Source organism: Mycobacterium sp. AT1 (assembly GCF_002043095.1).
Classification (GTDB): domain Bacteria; phylum Actinomycetota; class Actinomycetes; order Mycobacteriales; family Mycobacteriaceae; genus Mycobacterium.
Genome location: NZ_MVOC01000012.1, coordinates 48,934 through 65,099, shown reverse-complemented (window position 1 = coordinate 65,099; position 16,166 = coordinate 48,934). Strand labels below are relative to the sequence as shown.

At 67.8% G+C, this 16,166-nt stretch carries 15 protein-coding genes and 1 pseudogene; 8 read left to right on the top strand and 8 right to left on the bottom strand.

Annotation, left to right across the window (positions count from 1 at the left end):
• Positions 1 to 7: 7 nt before the first annotated feature.
• From B1790_RS07045 to fadD3, 4 genes are read right to left on the bottom strand one after another with little or no spacing between them, the layout of a single operon-like run.
• Positions 8 to 949 carry an acyl-CoA dehydrogenase family protein gene (locus tag B1790_RS07045; RefSeq protein WP_079922503.1) on the bottom strand — a complete coding sequence of 314 codons (942 nt, stop codon included), beginning with the start codon at positions 947 to 949 and terminating at the stop codon, positions 8 to 10.
• Positions 946 to 1,914, bottom strand: coding sequence for an acyl-CoA dehydrogenase family protein (locus B1790_RS07040; protein WP_079922502.1), 969 nt, complete (start codon positions 1,912 to 1,914; stop codon positions 946 to 948). The genes B1790_RS07045 and B1790_RS07040 overlap by 4 nt, the downstream gene beginning before the upstream one ends.
• 9 nt (positions 1,915 to 1,923) lie before the next feature.
• Positions 1,924 to 3,054, bottom strand: coding sequence for an acyl-CoA dehydrogenase family protein (locus B1790_RS07035; RefSeq protein ID WP_079922501.1), 1,131 nt, complete (start codon positions 3,052 to 3,054; stop codon positions 1,924 to 1,926).
• Positions 3,054 to 4,589: a 3-((3aS,4S,7aS)-7a-methyl-1,5-dioxo-octahydro-1H-inden-4-yl)propanoate--CoA ligase FadD3 gene (fadD3, locus tag B1790_RS07030; RefSeq protein WP_079922500.1), complete on the bottom strand. Its 1,536-nt coding sequence runs from the start codon at positions 4,587 to 4,589 to the stop codon at positions 3,054 to 3,056. The genes B1790_RS07035 and fadD3 overlap by 1 nt, the downstream gene beginning before the upstream one ends.
• 47 nt (positions 4,590 to 4,636) lie before the next feature.
• Between fadD3 and ipdE1 the strand changes: the two genes are divergently transcribed.
• The 8 genes and pseudogenes from ipdE1 to B1790_RS06990 all read left to right on the top strand — a co-directional run bounded on the left by ipdE1 (position 4,637) and on the right by B1790_RS06990 (position 12,637).
• A complete protein-coding gene (gene ipdE1, locus B1790_RS07025; protein ID WP_079922499.1) occupies positions 4,637 to 5,785 on the top strand; it encodes an acyl-CoA dehydrogenase IpdE1 in 1,149 nt (382 codons plus the stop codon).
• Positions 5,785 to 6,573 (top strand): (5R,7aS)-5-hydroxy-7a-methyl-1-oxo-2,3,5,6,7,7a-hexahydro-1H-indene-carboxyl-CoA reductase, encoded by a 789-nt coding sequence (gene ipdF, locus B1790_RS07020; RefSeq protein WP_079922498.1) that lies wholly within the window; start codon positions 5,785 to 5,787, stop codon positions 6,571 to 6,573. The genes ipdE1 and ipdF overlap by 1 nt, the downstream gene beginning before the upstream one ends.
• A 72-nt stretch (positions 6,574 to 6,645) precedes the next feature.
• Complete coding sequence (locus B1790_RS07015) at positions 6,646 to 7,311, top strand: response regulator transcription factor (protein WP_079922497.1); 666 nt, start codon at positions 6,646 to 6,648, stop codon at positions 7,309 to 7,311.
• Positions 7,312 to 7,382: 71 nt separating this feature from the next.
• Positions 7,383 to 8,333: a HAMP domain-containing sensor histidine kinase gene (locus B1790_RS07010; RefSeq protein ID WP_079922550.1), complete on the top strand. Its 951-nt coding sequence runs from the start codon at positions 7,383 to 7,385 to the stop codon at positions 8,331 to 8,333.
• A 2-nt stretch (positions 8,334 to 8,335) separates the two neighbouring features.
• On the top strand, positions 8,336 to 9,850 hold the full coding sequence (locus B1790_RS07005; protein WP_079922496.1) for a DUF4153 domain-containing protein: 1,515 nt from the start codon (positions 8,336 to 8,338) through the stop codon (positions 9,848 to 9,850).
• A gap of 32 nt (positions 9,851 to 9,882) precedes the next feature.
• Positions 9,883 to 10,476: a TetR family transcriptional regulator KstR2 gene (gene kstR2 / locus B1790_RS07000; RefSeq protein ID WP_079922495.1), complete on the top strand. Its 594-nt coding sequence runs from the start codon at positions 9,883 to 9,885 to the stop codon at positions 10,474 to 10,476.
• A gap of 4 nt (positions 10,477 to 10,480) precedes the next feature.
• Complete coding sequence (gene fadA6 / locus B1790_RS06995; protein WP_079922494.1) at positions 10,481 to 11,629, top strand: steroid 3-ketoacyl-CoA thiolase FadA6; 1,149 nt, start codon at positions 10,481 to 10,483, stop codon at positions 11,627 to 11,629.
• 92 nt (positions 11,630 to 11,721) lie between these two features.
• Positions 11,722 to 12,637: pseudogene (locus B1790_RS06990) on the top strand (hypothetical protein).
• A 21-nt stretch (positions 12,638 to 12,658) separates the two neighbouring features.
• Here B1790_RS06990 and ipdC read toward each other — a convergent pair.
• The 4 genes from ipdC to echA20 are packed head-to-tail and all read right to left on the bottom strand — an operon-like array spanning position 12,659 to position 16,117.
• On the bottom strand, positions 12,659 to 13,723 hold the full coding sequence (gene ipdC, locus B1790_RS06985) for a (3aS,4S,5R,7aS)-5-hydroxy-7a-methyl-1-oxo-octahydro-1H-indene-4-carboxyl-CoA dehydrogenase (RefSeq protein WP_079922493.1): 1,065 nt from the start codon (positions 13,721 to 13,723) through the stop codon (positions 12,659 to 12,661).
• A complete protein-coding gene (gene ipdB / locus B1790_RS06980; RefSeq protein WP_079922492.1) occupies positions 13,720 to 14,481 on the bottom strand; it encodes a cholesterol ring-cleaving hydrolase subunit IpdB in 762 nt (253 codons plus the stop codon). The genes ipdC and ipdB overlap by 4 nt, the downstream gene beginning before the upstream one ends.
• Positions 14,478 to 15,365 carry a cholesterol ring-cleaving hydrolase subunit IpdA gene (gene ipdA, locus B1790_RS06975; protein ID WP_079922491.1) on the bottom strand — a complete coding sequence of 296 codons (888 nt, stop codon included), beginning with the start codon at positions 15,363 to 15,365 and terminating at the stop codon, positions 14,478 to 14,480. The genes ipdB and ipdA overlap by 4 nt, the downstream gene beginning before the upstream one ends.
• Positions 15,362 to 16,117: a (7aS)-7a-methyl-1,5-dioxo-2,3,5,6,7,7a-hexahydro-1H-indene-carboxyl-CoA hydrolase gene (gene echA20, locus B1790_RS06970; RefSeq protein WP_079922490.1), complete on the bottom strand. Its 756-nt coding sequence runs from the start codon at positions 16,115 to 16,117 to the stop codon at positions 15,362 to 15,364. The genes ipdA and echA20 overlap by 4 nt, the downstream gene beginning before the upstream one ends.
• Between the last annotated feature and the right edge of the window lie 49 nt (positions 16,118 to 16,166).

Sequence of the window (16,166 nt, the reverse complement as noted above, 5' to 3'; positions counted from 1 at the left end):
AGCCAGGCTAGAGCACCTCGGGCTCGAGCCGGCGTAGGAAGTCCCTCGGCGGTCCGAGCAGCTGCGCGCTGCCGTGGGCCCGTTTGAAGTACAGCTGGATGTCGTACTCCCAGGTGATGCCGACTCCGCCGTGCATCTGGATGGCCTCGCCCGCGACGGCAGAGAACGCCTCGCTTGCGGCGACCCTCGCCAGCGCCGCCGACGTCGGCGACGGCTCTGCCACGGCGTCGTCAACCAGGGCGCGCGCCGTCTGAACCAGGACGTAGAGGTCGGCCATCCGGTGCTTGAGCGCCTGGAAGCTGCCGATGGGCCTGCCGAACTGGACCCGCTCCTTGGTGTAGGCGACCGTCAGGTCGAGACACCTTGCGGCGGCACCGATTTGTTCGACCGCGAGCAGGATCGCCGCGACGTCGGCGAGGCCGGGATCCGAGCCGATCGTCACCGGGTCTGCGGCCTCGACGCGCGCGAGCCTGCGGGTGGGATCCATGGTCACGGCGGGGTGGGCGGTGAAGCCCGTCCAGCGGTCGAGCCTGCCGTCCTCGCACGCCAGCACCACGTCGGCGACGTCACCGTTGACGACGTAGTTCGGGTCGAACACGACCGCACCGACCGACGTGCCCGCGGCCAACGCCTCGAGCGCGTCGACGTCGGGTTCGTCGGCTGCCAGCAGCCCGAGCTCGGCCAGGGTGGTGCCCAGCAGGGGAGTCGGAACCAGGGCGCTGCCAAGGACTTCGACGACGACGGCGGCGTCGGCGAGTTCGCCACCCGCTCCGCCCAACTCCTCGGGGACCACCAGCGCGGCGGCACCGACCTGTTCGCACAGCAACGTCCACAGCGTTTCGTCGTAGCCACGTTCGGACTCCATGGCGCGGCGAACCGCCTCGGGCGACGCGTGTTTCGCGACGATGGACGCGACGGTGTCGCGCAGCATGTCCCGTTCTTCGCTCATGACGCGCTCCCGGCCAGTGCCTCGAGTACTCGGCGACGGTGCCAGGTCGGGTCACCCCAGGCGGAGTGCAGAGCCTGCACCCGCAAGATCAGCAGGGAGAGGTCGTGCTCCTGGGTGTAACCGATGGCGCCGTGGGTTTGCAACGCGGTTCGGGCCGCCAGCAGCGCCGCGTCCGAGGCCGCCGCCTTCGCTGCGCTGACGTCGCGGGCGACGTCCGACGAGCCGTCGGCGAGTGAGAGCGCGGCACCGTAGACCAGCGGGCGGGCCAACTCCACGGCGATGTGCACGTCGGCCAGGGCGTGCTTGATCGCCTGGTAGGAGCCGATTACCCGGCCGAATTGGCTGCGCTGCTTGGCATATTCGACCGAGCCGTCCAACATGGCCTGGCCGGCGCCGATCAGCTGGGCGGCGGTGGTCAACGCACCGAACTCGAAGGCCCTTGCGGTGTCGGCGGTCCTGGCGTCGCCGACGGACGTGACGTCGAACGGGTGGCGCGCCGGGTCCACCGAGTCGTGTCGCGCTCCCGCCTCGGCGTCCCACACCTGGCCGTCGGCGGCCAGCAGCACCAGTCCTGAGGCATCGGCGTCGACGGCGCGGGGGACGCGCGGCGGCATCGCGACGGTCGCGATCAGTTCGCCCGCGGCCAGCGCCGAGCTCCGCTGGTCGTCGGCCAACAGTACGGGTGCGACGGCGATCGACTCGGCGACGGGACCGGGTACTCCCCAGCGGCCCAAGCGTTCCGCCGCCACTACCAGGTCTGTCGCGTGGGCGCCGATGCCGTCGTAGTCCTCCGATACCATCAGGGCGGTGACGCCGAGGTCGGCCAGTGTCGCCCACACCTTGCGGCCCGGCCCGGTGTCACCCGTCGACCAGGCGCGGATGGCGCTCGGCACGTCGGCTGCGGCCAGGGCACCGTCGATGCTGGCGGCGAAGTCGCGTTGCGAAGTGTCTAGCTCAAAGTGCACGGCGAAGCCTCATTTCGGCTCCCGAGGCAGGCCCAGTAGCCGCTCGGCGATGATGTTGCGTTGAATTTCGTTGGTACCTGCATAAATTGGGCCACCCAAGGCGAAGAGCAGGCCCTCGGTCCAGGTGTCGGCCAGCTCGGCGTCCGCGCCGCGAAGGTCGAGTGCGCTTTGGTGTAGCGCGACGTCGAGGTCCGACCAGAACACCTTGGTCACCGAGGACTCCGCGCCGAGCTCGCCGCCTGCGGTCAACCGCGTGACGGTGCCAAAGGTGTGCAGCCGGTAGGCCTGCGCCTTGATCCAGGCGTCGGCAACGCGGTCGGCGAACGCGGGGTTGCGCTCCGAGCGCCAGGCGTCGACCAGACGTTCGGCCGGTGCCAAGAAGCGTGCGGGGCTGCGCAGTGACATTCCGCGCTCGTTGCTCGACGTACTCATCGCAGCGGCCCAGCCCGCATCCACGGCGCCGATCACGTCGTCGTCGGGGACGAACACGTCGTCGAGGAAGATCTCGCCGAAGCCGGTGGCTCCGCCCAGCTGGGCGATGGGGCGGACCGTGATGCCCTCGGTGTGCAGGTCGAACATGAAGTAGGTCAGACCCTTGTGCCGCTGCGCGGACGGATCCGTGCGGAACAAGCCGAAGGCCTTGTCGCCGAACGGTGCCCGCGAGCTCCAGATCTTCTGGCCGTTGAGCTTCCAGCCGCCGTCGGTCTTGGTCGCGGTGGACCGAAGCGAGGCGAGGTCGCTGCCCGACTCGGGCTCCGACCAGGCTTGGGCCCAGATCTCCTCGCCGCTGGCCATCTTGGGCAGGATGCGTTTGCGCTGTTCGGAGGTGCCGTGCGCGAACAACGTCGGGCCAAGCATGGAGGTTCCGTTGGCGCTGGCCCGGCCCGGCGCACCCGCCCGGAAATACTCCTCTTCGTAGACGATCCACTGCAGCAGTGTGGCGTCCCTGCCGCCGAACTCCTTGGGCCATGCGATCACCGACAGGCCCGCGTCGAACAGCACCCTGTCCCAGTGGCGATGCTGCTCGAAGCCCTCGGCGAGGTCGTAGGACACGCGCGGGAAGTGTTCGGTGTTGGCGGCGAGGAAGTCACGCACCTCGGCGCGGAATTCCTCGGTCTCGTCGTCGAACGTCAGGTCCATCAACGGATCTCTCGCAGAAGCGGTTTGACCACTTTTCCTCCAGGGTTGCGCGGCAGCACGTCGACGAAGACCACCGACCGCGGGGTCTTGAAGTTCGCCAGGTGTTCACGGGTGTAGTCGATCACGGTCTTCTCGTCGAGGTGACGGTCCGCCTTGACCACGACGAAGGCCTTGCCGACCTCGCCGAGGCGTTCGTCGGGCACCCCGATCACGGCGCTGTCGGCGACCCCGTCGAGCCGGGCCAGGACCTGCTCGATCTCGGCGGGGTAGACGTTGAAGCCGCCACAGATGTACATGTCCTTCAGGCGGTCGGTGATGCTGAGATTGCCTGCCTCGTCGAGCTTTCCGACGTCACCGGTATGCAGCCAACCGTCGGAGTCGACCGCGGCGGCGGTGGCATCCGGGTCGTCGAGGTAGCCGAGCATCACGTTCGGACCGCGCAGCAGCACCTCGCCTGCCTCGGCGTCGCCGATCGCGTCGATCTTGAGCTCGAAGCCCGCGATCGGTCTGCCGCAGGTCGTCGCGACGGTGACGGCGTCGTCGTCGGCCCGGCACATCGTGCCGAAACCCGTTGCCTCCGTGAGTCCGTAAGCCGTCAGGACGATGTCGATGTCCAGCTCGTCCTGCATCCGCTCGATCAGCACGACGGGGACGACGGCGGCTCCGGTGACGGCGAACCGCAGAGACGTCAGGTCGTAGTCCGCGCGCTTGGGATGGTCGAGCAGGGTCTGATAGATGGTCGGCGGACCGGGAAGCACGGTGATCCGTTGGTCCTGTACCGCCCGCATCGCCTTTTCGGGGTCGAACGTCAGTTGCGGAATCAGCGTCGCCCCCGTTTGCAGGCACGCCAGGATTCCGGCCTTGAAGCCGAAGTTGTGGAAGAACGGGTTGATGCAGAGGTATCGGTCGGTGCTGGTGAGCTGACCGCACGCGGCCCAGGCGGCGGGTGCGTCGAGTGACTGCCGGTGGGCGCTGAGCACGCCCTTGCTGCGGCCGGTGGTCCCGGAGGTGAAGAGGATGTCGGACACGTCATCCGGCGTGACGGCGGCGGCGCGCGCGTCCGCGGCCTCGAGATCGGTTCCACGCGACATGAATTCGTCCCACGTGCCGTCGTCGTCCTCGATGGGCACGCGGACGACGTGTCGCAACGCGGGCAGTGCCGTGCGGTCGAGTTCGGCGGTCTTGTCGGAGCCGAGGAACCGGCCCATTCCGATCAGCAGTGGCGCTGCGGTCCGGGCCAGTATGTCGGTGGCCTCGCTCGCGGTGTAGCGCGTGTTGAGGGGCACGACGACCGCGCCGGCGTACTGGACCGCCAAGCAGGCGACCACCCAGTGCCAGGTGTTCGGCGACCAGATCGCCACGCGGTCTCCGGCGTTCACGCCGAGGTCGACGATGGCGGCTGCGGCCTGTCTGACCTCGGCTCTGAGGTCGGCGTAGGTCAGCGTGCGGTCGTCGGTGACCAGCGCTTCGTGATCGGAGAACTCGCCCGTGACCCGGTTCAGTTCGCCGGGAATGGTCCTCGGCTTGCTCTCCATCGAGACTCCTCTAACAAAGCAAGTGCTTGGTAGGTTAGCCTACAGGGGTGATAGAGGTCCAGGAGTTCCGGGCCGAGGTCCGGCAGTGGCTCGCCGACAATCTCGTCGGTGAATACGCCGCGCTCAAGGGGCTCGGAGGGCCGGGTCGAGAACACGAGGCGTTCACTGAGCGCCGAGCGTGGAATCAGCACCTGGCCGCGGCCGGGCTGACGTGTCTCGGGTGGCCGGAAGAGCACGGCGGGCGCGGGCTGACCGTGGCGCACCGCGTCGCGTTCTACGAGGAGTACGCGCTCGCCAACGCGCCCGACAAGGTCAACCACCTCGGTGAGGAACTGGTCGGGCCGACGCTCATCGCGTACGGCACCCCCGAGCAGCAGCAGCGCTTCCTGCCCAGGATCCTCGACGTCACCGAGCTGTGGAGTCAGGGGTACTCGGAGCCGGGCGCGGGCAGCGACCTTGCCAACGTGTCGACCACCGCGGAGCTTGACGGCGACCACTGGGTGGTCAACGGGCAGAAGGTCTGGACGTCGCTGGCCCATTGGGCGCAGTGGTGTTTCGTCATCGCCCGCAGTGAGAAGGGCTCCAAGCGGCACGCCGGACTGTCCTACCTCCTCATTCCGCTCGACCAACCCGGTGTCGAGATTCGCCCCATCGTCCAGCTCACCGGCGACTCGGAGTTCAACGAGGTCTTCTTCGACGACGCCCGCACCGACGCCGACCTGGTGGTGGGTGAGCCCGGTGACGGGTGGCGTGTCGCGATGGCGACGCTCACCTTCGAGCGCGGCGTATCCACCCTCGGCCAGCAGATCCGTTACGCGCGAGAGTTGTCCGGCATCGTCGAGCTGGCGAAGAAGACGGGCGCGATCGACGATCCGGTCATCCGCGAGAAGCTGACGCGATCCTGGGTTGGCTTGAAGAGCATGCGTTCCTATGCGATGGCGACCATGGACGTCGAACGTCCCGGGCAAGACAGCGTGTCGAAGTTGTTGTGGGCCAACTGGCATCGTGAACTCGGCGAGATCGCGATGGATGTCCAGGGCAAGGCCGGACTGCTGCTCGACGGTGGCGAATTCGACGAGTGGCAGCGCTTGTTCCTCTTCTCCCGCTCGGACACCATCTACGGCGGTTCCAACGAAATCCAGCGCAACATCATCGCCGAGCGAGTGCTCGGCCTACCGCGGGAAGCGAGGGGCTAGTGGATCTTTCCATCGCACCCAACGAGATCGACGGTCACGGATTGCTGGCAGGCAAGGTCGTGCTGGTGACGGCCGCAGCCGGCACCGGCATCGGATCGGCTGCCGCAAGGCGCGCACTGGCCGAGGGCGCCGACGTCGTCGTCTCGGACTTCCACGAACGCCGACTCGGCGAGACCCGCGACGAACTGGCCGCACTCGGACTGGGGCGGGTCGACGCCGTGGTCTGTGACGTCACGTCGACCCCGGCAGTCGACGCGCTGATCACCGACACGGTGGCCAAGATGGGCCGCCTCGACGTGCTCGTCAACAACGCCGGGCTCGGCGGTCAAACGCCGCTGGTCGACATGACCGACGACGAGTGGGACCGCGTGCTCAACGTGACGCTGACCTCGGTCATGCGTGCGACCCGTGCGGCGCTGCGGTACTTTCGCGACGTCGAGCACGGCGGTGTCATCGTCAACAACGCGAGCGTTCTCGGCTGGCGGGCACAGCACTCGCAGTCGCACTACGCGGCGGCGAAGGCTGGCGTGATGGCGCTGACACGTTGCAGCGCAATCGAAGCCGCCGAGTACGGCGTCCGAATCAACGCCGTGTCGCCCAGCATCGCCAGGCACAAGTTCCTCGAGAAGACCAGCAGCTCCGAGCTTCTCGACCAGTTGTCGTCCGACGAAGCCTTCGGTCGGGCCGCCGAACCGTGGGAAGTCGCCGCCACCATGGCCTTCCTCGCCAGTGACTACTCGAGCTACCTGACCGGTGAAGTGATCTCGGTGTCGAGCCAACGCGCCTAGCGGCGGACATCTGCACCGTTTCTTCACATTCGCTGCCCGAAAGCACCACGACCGGCACATACAGTCTGGTGTGTGAAGCGAATCCTGGTGGTCGACGACGAGCCGACCATCCTCGCCGCCGTGGCGACCCGACTGCGCGCCGAGGCGTTCCTGGTCGAGACGGCGGTCGACGGGCCGTCGGCGGTCGAGAAGGCCGCCGCCACCGACCCCGACCTGGTGGTGCTCGACGTCATGCTGCCCGGTTTCGACGGGTTGGAGGTGTGCAGGCGCATCCAGGCGGCGCGGTCGACGCCGGTGCTCATGTTGACCGCCCGCAGCGACGAGACCGACATGTTGATCGGCCTGGGCATCGGTGCCGACGACTACCTGACCAAACCGTTCAGCATGCGGGAGCTCGTCGCCCGCGTCCGGGTCCTGCTGCGCCGAGTGGAACGGGCGGCAGACGTGCAACCGCTGGCGGTGGGGGACTGCCGAATCGACCTGCAGGCCCGCCGCGTCCACCGCGGTGACGAGGAAGTTCACCTCACCAGAATCGAATTCGACCTCCTTGCCTTCCTCGCCGCCCGTCCGCGCGCCGCGGTGCCGAGGGAGACTCTTCTCGAGCACGTCTGGGGATGGGCGTCCGGTGTCGAGACGCGCACCGTGGACAGTCACGTGAAGGCGTTGCGGCGCAAGCTCGGAACCGAGCTGATCCGCACGGTCCACGGCGTCGGCTACTCGTTGGAGACGCCGCGGTGAGCGGATCCGCCGCCGGTTGGTGGGACCGCTTGCCCCGGCCGCTGGACCCGTTCGCGTCGTTCAAGGTGAAGATGGGACTCCTGGTCGGTGGCGCCATCACGTTGGCGGCGTTCACCTTCTGGATCGGCGCCAGTTGGCAGTTCCGCTATGCGCTGCTCGCAGCCCTTGCCACGTCGCTGATCCTCACGCAATTCCTCGCGCACGGCATGACGTCCCCTCTGCGGCAGATGACCGCCGCGGCACGGGCCATGGCGCGCGGTGACTACAGCCGGCGGGTGCGCGCCACGTCGCGGGACGAGATAGGCCAACTGGCAACGGCATTCAACCAGATGGCCGCCGACCTCGGCGCCGAGGACGAGTACCGCCGCGGGTTGATCGCCAACGTCTCCCACGAACTTCGGACGCCGATCACCGCTCTGCACGCCGTGTTGGAGAACGTCGTCGACGGCGTCGTCGAACCCGACACCGAGACGATGCGGATCGCGTTGGCGCAGACCGAGCGCCTCGGTGAACTGGTCGCCAATCTGTTGGACCTCTCCCGCGTGGAGAGCGGTGTCATCACCCTGCAGCTCAGCGTATTTCGAGTGGACGAGTTTCTGGTCGACGCCGTCGCCCACGCATCGGTGTCGACCGACGGCGTCGACGTCGTGGTCTCGGCGACACCAGTCAACCTGGCCGCGGTCGCCGATCCCGCCCGCCTGCGTCAGGTGGTGGTCAACCTTGTGGACAACGCGATTCGACACAGTCCGACCGGCGGCCGGGTGTCGGTTCTCGCGTCGTCGGAGGACTCCGAGCTGCGAATCGAGGTCGCCGACGAGGGGCCGGGTATTCCGGCTGCCGAACGCGAACGGGTCTTCGAGCGGTTCACCCGCGGCGCCACGTCGGCCGGTGGCACCGGTCTCGGTTTGGCGATCGCCCGCTGGGCGGTCGAATTGCATGGCGGGACAATAGAAGTGATGGACGGCGGCCCGGGTTGCCGCATTGGCGTGACGATCCCCCAGTCGAAGGAGCAGGTCGCGTGACGATGACTCAGCAGCCGTCCGGCCTTCCGCCGCTGCTCGGCCCGTTGCCACCTCGGCACGGCGAGCCCGGCTGGACGCTGTGGACGCATCGGGTGTGGCCGCTCGACCCGCTGGCACGGGCGCCCCGCCGCGTCGTCCTGGCGGCGCTCGTCGTCGGTGTACTCGGCTCGGCGCTGTGGCGCCCAACGGTGCTGAGCATCGGCTATCTGGTTGCGGGAGTGATGATCTTCGCCGTCGTCTTCGGCACCAGCGAGCGTCGTCCCACCCGGGTGGAATGGCTCGGAATCGGGCTCACCCTGGCGTTGCTCGCGGTACCCGCCGTGCTGGCGGCGCAGTGGCTCGGGGTGCTCTGCCTCGTCGCTGCCTGGTTGGTTGGGTGGTGCACGCTGGTCGGCGGGCGCACCTGGACCGCGGTGGCCGTCGCACCGTTCCTGCCGTCGTTGCTTCCCGCCCGGGTGTCGGCGTGGGCGGGGCGGGCGACCCCGGCGCTCATTCCACACGGGTCGTCCGCGCCGAAGCTGGGCCGAGTCGCCGCGGTGCTGGCCATCACGGTGGCACTTCTGGTGGTATTCGGCGGTCTGTTCGCCGCGGCGGACCCCGCCTTCGCTCACGTCGTCGGCAACGTCGTGCCGTCCTTCGCCGTCGACGACGTGGTCTCGCGTGTGCTGGTCTTCGGGATGGTCGTCGCCTTCGTCCTCGGCGGCGGCTACCTCGTCCGGTTCGCACCGCGGATCGACGCCATGGCTCCGGCGCAGAGGCGGCCCGTTCCGAGGTGGGAGTGGGGGATACCGCTTGGTGTGCTCGACGCGTTGTTCGTGACCTTCGTCGTCGTCCAGGCGGCCGTGCTCTTCGGGGGTCACGACCACGTCTTGGAGACCGAGGGTCTGACCTACGCCGAGTACGCCAGGCAGGGGTTCTGGCAGCTGCTCTGGGTTTCGGCGTTGACGCTGCTGGTGATCAGCGTGGTCGTTCGCGTGGCGGGCCGCGCCTCAAGCGCCGACCGGCGACTGCTCCGCATCCTGGTCGGCACGACGTGCGTCACGTCCGTGGTGGTGGTGATCTCGGCCATCCACCGGATGTGGCTCTACCAGCAGGCGTACGGCTTCAGCGTGCAGCGCGTCATGGTCGTCGCCATCGAGTCGTGGCTCGGCGTGGTGTTCGTCCTCGTCGCGGTGGCGGGCGTCGGGATGACCGGTCGACGGCTGCCTCGCGCCGTGTTGTTCACCGGAGCGATGACGCTGCTAGTGGTGGCGGCGATCAACCCCGAGCGGCTGATCGCCGACCGCAACGTCGACCGCTACGAGCAGACGGGACAGTTGGACGCGGAGTACCTGCTGTCTCTCTCGACGGACGTAGACCCCGCATTGGCCCGGTTGCCCGAAGCGATGAGACAGTGCGCGAGATACCGTGACGACGCCCCGGATCCCTGGTTTGCCTTCAACCTGTCGCGCACCGTGGCGAACCACGACGGCACGCCGCCGGCGGACGAGTGCGCGCAGTGGCGGAGTACCAGCTAGCCGAGCAAGCGCTTGGTTGATACTCTGATCATGTGGACAAGGCGCTTCCGACTCGTCGCGACGAACTTCTCGAGCTCGCCGCGGCCATGTTCGCCGAACGCGGATTGCGGGCCACCACCGTTCGCGACATCGCAGATTCCGCGGGAATCCTCTCCGGCAGCCTCTATCACCACTTCAAGTCCAAGGAGCAGATGGTCGAGGAGGTCCTTCGCGACTTCCTCGACTGGCTCTTCGGCCGCTACCAGGAGATCGTCGAAAGCGAGACCGATCCGCTGAAGCGCGTCGAGGGACTGTTCATGGCGTCGTTCGAAGCCATCGAAGACCGCCACGCGCAGGTCGTCATCTACCAGGACGAAGCCAAGCGATTGTCCTCGCTACCGCAGTTCGCCTTCGTCGACGAACGCAACCGCGAACAACGAACCATGTGGGTCAACGTGCTCAAACAGGGCGTCGCCGAGGGAAGCTTGCGCGCCGACCTCGACGTCGACCTGGTGTACCGATTCATCCGCGACACGACCTGGGTGTCCGTCCGCTGGTACCAACCCGGTGGACCACTCACAGCCGAGCAGGTTGGCAGGCAGTACCTCGCCATCGTGCTCGGCGGAATCACCAACGAAGGAGATTGAACACATGGGTGAGGCCTACATCGTCGACGCCGTGCGAACCGCGGTCGGCAAGCGCAACGGAGGGCTCTCCGGTGTTCACCCCGTCGACCTCGGTGCCGCCGCGTGGCGCGGCCTCTTCGACCGCAACGACGTCGACCCGGGGGCCGTCACCGACGTGATCGCCGGATGCGTCGACGCCATCGGCGGCCAGGCCGGCAACATCGCCCGCTTGTCGTGGTTGGCCGCGGGCTTCCCCGAGGAAGTGCCAGGCGTCACCGTCGACCGGCAGTGCGGCTCCAGCCAGCAGGCCATTTCCTTTGGCGCACAAGCGATCATGTCCGGCACCGCCGACCTGATCGTCGCGGGCGGCATGCAGAACATGAGCCAGATTCCGATCAGCTCGGCGATGATCGTCGGCGAGCAGTTCGGCTTTACCTCGCCGACCAACGAGTCGAAGAGCTGGTTGCACCGCTACGGCGACCAGGAGATCTCGCAGTTCCGCGGCTCGGAGATGATCGCCGAGAAGTGGAACATCTCGCGTGAGGAGATGGAGCAGTTCGCGCTGACGAGCCACCACCGCGCGCAGGAGGCGATCCGCGCGGGGTACTTCGAGAACGAGATCATCCCGGTGGACGGCTTCGTCACCGACGAGGGTCCGCGCGACACCACGCTGGAGAAGATGGCCGGGCTCAAGACCCTCGTCGACGGCGGTCGGCTGACCGCGGCGATGGCGAGCCAGATCTCCGACGGTGCCAGCGCGGTGCTGATCGCCTCCGAGCAGGCGGTCAAGGACCACGGGTTGACGCCGCGCGCCCGGATTCACCACGTCAGCGCCCGCGGCGCCGACCCGGTGTACATGCTGACCGGCCCGATTCCAGCCACGCATTACGCGCTGGAGAAGACGGGGCTCTCGATCGAGGACATCGACACCGTCGAGATCAACGAGGCGTTCGCGCCGGTGGTGATGGCGTGGCTGAAGGACACCGGCGCCGACCCCGCGAAGGTCAACCCGAGCGGCGGCGCCATTGCGCTCGGACACCCGTTGGGGGCGACGGGCGCCAAGCTCTTCGCGACGATGCTGAACACGCTCGAGCGCACCGGCGGCCGCTACGGCCTGCAGACGATGTGCGAGGGCGGCGGCACGGCCAACGTGACGATCATCGAGCGGCTCTAGCCCATTCGTGAATCTGGCGACGCCGCGTCGGCGGGTCACGTCGCCAGATTCACACAGCGCGGGCTGTCGGTGGCCCGCGGCAGTATTCGGCCATGGCAGACCTGCAGTGGCCCTTCGTCGGGGCGGAGGCGTTGGCCGCGCGGCTGATTCCCGAACGCGCGATGCGGACGCTGTACGAACCGCTGTATCCCGGGGTTTACGTCCCATGGGGAATCGAACCGTCCGCCACTGAACGTGCCAAGGCGGCGTGGCTGTGGTCGCACCGGCGCGCCGTGGTGGCCGGTCCGTCGGCGGCGGCGATGTTGGGTGCGAAGTGGGTCGACGGCGCTCGGCCTGCAGAACTGATTCACGACAACCGCAAGCCTCCGCGAAACCTCGTCGTGCACACCGACGCCCTCGCGCTCGGCGAGGCGCAGGATTGCGACGGGATTCCCGTGACCACCGCTGCGCGAACGGCTTTCGACCTGGGGCGGCGGACCACCGGTCGGGTGGCCGCCGTTCAGCTCCTGGACGCCTTGGCCAACGCCACGCACGTCACCCCCTCCGACGTCGAGGCGGTGATGGCAGCCCACCCGGGCGCGCGAGGTCTTCCGCGACTGCGTACCGTGCTGCCGTTGGTGGACGGCGGGGCCGAATCGCCCCGGGAAACCGTAGCCCGGCTGGCGTTGATCGACGCGGGGTTACCGGCTCCGACGACGCAATTCGAGGTATTCGGGCGATATGGGGAGTTCATCGCCCGGCTCGACATGGCCTACGAGGACGTCAAGATCGGCCATCGAGTACGACGGTCCGCAGCACTGGACCGACCCGGCCGTACGCCAGCGCGACATCGACAAGCAATTCGAGCTGACGGCATTGGACTGGCTGATGGTTCGGGTCAGCCGCGACATGATGCGGTACCGCCGACGGGAATACGTCTCGCGGGTGGAGTCGGCGCTACGCGAGCGCGGCGTCGTCCGCCCGTTTAGTGTGAATCCCGCGACGCGTCAACGGCGTGTTGCGTCGTGAGATTCACGAACGGCGCCCGCGTCAGTCGACGACGTGGCCCGCAGCGGCCCGTAGGTGCGTCACCGCGTCGTCGACGATCGAGGCGACGAGCTCCGCGCACGACGGCAGGTCGTCGAGGATGCCCGCCACCTGACCCGACGCCAGCACGCCGGCGTCGGTGTTGCCCTCGACCAGCCCCGCCTTCAGCAGCATCGGCGTGTTGGCCGCCATCACGATCTGCGACCAGGTCAGTTCCTTGCCGCGGCGCATGGCGAGGCCGTCCTTGACGATCGAGCGCCACGTCATGCCGGACATGTTCTTGAACTTCTGGGCGTTCAGCACCGCCGCGGTGAAACCGCGCACCGGCGAACCGCTTTCGAGCTTCTCGACGAGCCCGGTTCGCAACACCCGGTGTGGCATGCCGTCCACCCGCTTGGACACGACGGTCGCATCGAAGGCCGAGTCGAGGTAGCGCCGCTTGACCTCGTCGGGCACTGTCGAGTCCGACGTCAGCAGGAAGCGAGTGCCCATCGCCACGCCCGCGGCGCCGTACGACAGTGCGGCGGCGAGGCCTCGGCCGTCGAAGAACCCGCCCGCCGCGATGACGGGGATGTCCACCGCGTCGAGCACCGACGGCAGCAACAGTGTCGTGGCGACCGGACCAGTGTGGCCACCGCCCTCGCCGCCCTGCACGATCACCGCGTCGGCGCCCCAGCTGGCGACCTTCTTCGCGTGTTTGGCCGCGCCGACCGACGGGATGACCACCACACCGGCCTCTTTCAGCTTCGCGATCAGGTCGGGCTTTGGTGCTAAGGCGAAGGAGGCGACTTTGACTCCTTCGCGGATCAGGAGGTCGACGCGGTCTCCGGCGTCGCCAGCGTCGGCACGCATGTTGATGCCGAATGGTTTGTCGGTGGCGGCCTTGACCTTCGTCACGGCGGTCGCCAGTTCTTCGAGCGTCATCGTCGCCGACGCGAGGATGCCGAGCCCGCCCGCATTCGACGTCGCCGTGACGAGCCGGGCACCGGCCACCCAGCCCATGCCGGTCTGCACGACGGGATGCTCGATCCCGAGCAGCTCGGTGAGCGGTGTCTTGAGGTGGCTCACGATCGAATCTCGCGATCGCGCAACGATTTCGGATCGATCACCTCGCGGATCAGGCGCAATTCCTCGTCCGACGGCACGCGGGACACCTCGGCCTCGGCCAGCCCGTGCACCTCGAACGACGTGTTCTCGGCGACCTGGTCGGCCTCCACCCCCGGGTGCAGGGACACGGCGCGCATCTGACGGTCGGGTCCGTTGAAGTCGAAGACGCCCAGGTTGCTCACCACGCGGTAGACGCACGCGAATCGGAACGCGGGGTTGTCGGCGTCGACCTTGTCCCAGCCGATGCCGGAAACGACGTCGACGGAGTTGCCGAACACCCGCGCGGAGTGTGCGCCAACCCAATAGCTGGTGGCGTGGTTGACGGTGTTTCCTGGAGCGCCACGCACGCCGAACATTTGGCGTTTGGGGTGCTGAATGGGGCCGAACGCCGAGAGGTTCTGATTGCCGTAGCGGTCGATCTGGTTGGCGCCCATCACGACGTGGCGTCGACCCCAGGTGAGGGTCTCGAAGACGCGGCCGAACGGCATCCAGCCCTCGATGGCGCCGGTCGCCCCCAGCGGGGGCGTGTCGGCCAGGATGCGGGCCTCGCCGTCGGTCAGCAGGATGTCGGGGGAGAAGGTGAGACGAGCCAGCCGCGCCCCGACGGACACCATGTTCGCCATCGGACTGACCATGATCTCGCCTGCGTCACGGAACAATTCGGCGCATGCGACGGCGCATACCTCGGCGCGGGTGGCGGCAGTCGTTTCGGCGGTCATCGCGCAGCTCCCTGCTGTTCGGCGAATTTGCGGACGGCGGCCTGGTAGTCGGCCTCGCTGCCCGAGAGGTAGACGTCGACGAACTCCGCCCACGTTTCCTCGGACGCGGCGGCCTCGGCGTAGTGGCGCTGGAACTTCTCGTCGCGGCGGTAGTCCGGTTCGGCGGTGGTGAAGTGTGCCCCGTTGGGGGCTTCGACAACGCTGTCGACCATCATTCGGTTGACCAAAAGTGCCTGTGGGGGAACGGATGCGACGAGCTCGTCGGTAGAGACCACCCGTTCGACGCTCATCAACCGCTTCGTCGCCGACATCAGGAAGAGGTCGTCGAAGTAGGGGTCGATGCCGGTGTAGGCCGCGTTGCCGTGTGCGTCACCGAGATTGAGGTGCACCAGCGCGGCGTCGAGATTCAGCGCGGGCATGGCGACGAGTTCTTCGTAGCCGTCTCCGGTGGGATACGGGGACTTCACGGTCTTCAGCTCGTCACCCCAGAACGTGCGGACGTCACTGCCGAGGCCCGCCCGGATCGGGAGGAACGGAAGTCGTTGCGCGGCAGCCTGTAACCCGCAACGCAACATGCCCTCGTCCATCTCGCGAGCCTCGATCGCACCGGTGGTCCTGGCCTTGGCGAACCACGGATCGTAGAACGGAGGCGAGTCCAGCGACACGAAGCCGTAGTAGGCGCGCTTGACCTTGCCCCCTGAGCACAGCAGGCCGAGGTCGGGCCCGCCGTAGGTGACGACGGTCAGGTCGGTGACGTCGGTGCGCAACAGGGCACGGACGAGAGCCATCGGCTTGCGCCGCGACCCCCAGCCACCGATTCCGATGGTCATGCCGCTCTCGATCGACGAGACGGCCTCGTCCAACGACGTTGTCTTGTCGGTCACTCTTTCCCCTTCGAAGTTCCTGCGAACGCATCCCGGTGCTCGTCGGCCACGCCAGACAGGTTGAGCTCGAACGTAAAGCCCTGTTCCATGCGGTATCTGGCGTTGGGTGGTTGGACGTCGATCAGGTTGAGGGCCTCCTTGGCCGCCCGAATCACGCGGGTGTCCTTGACGGCGATGTCGCGGGCGACGCGCAGCGCGGACTCGTCGAGTTCGGCGCGGGGCACCACCTCGTGCACGGAGCCGAACTGGTGCAGGGTGGCGGCGTCGACCGTGGCGGCGGTGAAGAACAGCCGGCGCATCATGTGTTGCGGGACGAGTCGCGACAGATGCGTGGCCGCGCCGAGCGCACCGCGCTCCACCTCTGGCAGACCGAACTTCGCGTCGTCGGATGCGACGATTACGTCGGAGTTGCCGACCAGTCCGATCCCGCCGCCGACGCAGAATCCGTTGACGGCGGCAACGACGGGGACTTCGCATTCGTACACGGCGCGGAAGGCGTGAAAGCAGCCGCGGTTGGCGTCGATGAGTGCGGTGAACCCGTCGGTCTTCTGCATTTCCTTGATGTCGACGCCCGCGTTGAAGCCCCGGCCCTCGGCGCGAAGGATCACCACGTGGGTGTTCCTGTCGCGCCCGGCGGCGGTGATGGCGTCGCCAAGTTCGAACCACCCGCGCGAGGGGATGGCGTTCACGGGTGGATAGTTGACGGTGACCGAGACGATGCCCGGTTCCACGGTCTTGGTGGTGATCGTCATACCAACTCCTGGGGCGGCTACCTAAGCAAGCACTTGCTTGGTACGCTAG

What these genes read in the sequence shown, in the direction of transcription:
- B1790_RS07045 (WP_079922503.1), bottom strand. Translation starts at nt 949, where the DNA reads ATGAGCGAAGAACGGGACATGCTGCGCGACACCGTCGCGTCCATCGTC.
- B1790_RS07035 (WP_079922501.1), bottom strand. Translation starts at nt 3,054, where the DNA reads ATGGACCTGACGTTCGACGACGAGACCGAGGAATTCCGCGCCGAGGTG.
- fadD3 (WP_079922500.1), bottom strand. Translation starts at nt 4,589, where the DNA reads ATGGAGAGCAAGCCGAGGACCATTCCCGGCGAACTGAACCGGGTCACG.
- B1790_RS07010 (WP_079922550.1), top strand. Translation starts at nt 7,383, where the DNA reads ATGGGACTCCTGGTCGGTGGCGCCATCACGTTGGCGGCGTTCACCTTC.
- B1790_RS07005 (WP_079922496.1), top strand. Translation starts at nt 8,336, where the DNA reads ATGACTCAGCAGCCGTCCGGCCTTCCGCCGCTGCTCGGCCCGTTGCCA.
- fadA6 (WP_079922494.1), top strand. Translation starts at nt 10,481, where the DNA reads ATGGGTGAGGCCTACATCGTCGACGCCGTGCGAACCGCGGTCGGCAAG.
- ipdB (WP_079922492.1), bottom strand. Translation starts at nt 14,481, where the DNA reads ATGACCGCCGAAACGACTGCCGCCACCCGCGCCGAGGTATGCGCCGTC.
- echA20 (WP_079922490.1), bottom strand. Translation starts at nt 16,117, where the DNA reads ATGACGATCACCACCAAGACCGTGGAACCGGGCATCGTCTCGGTCACC.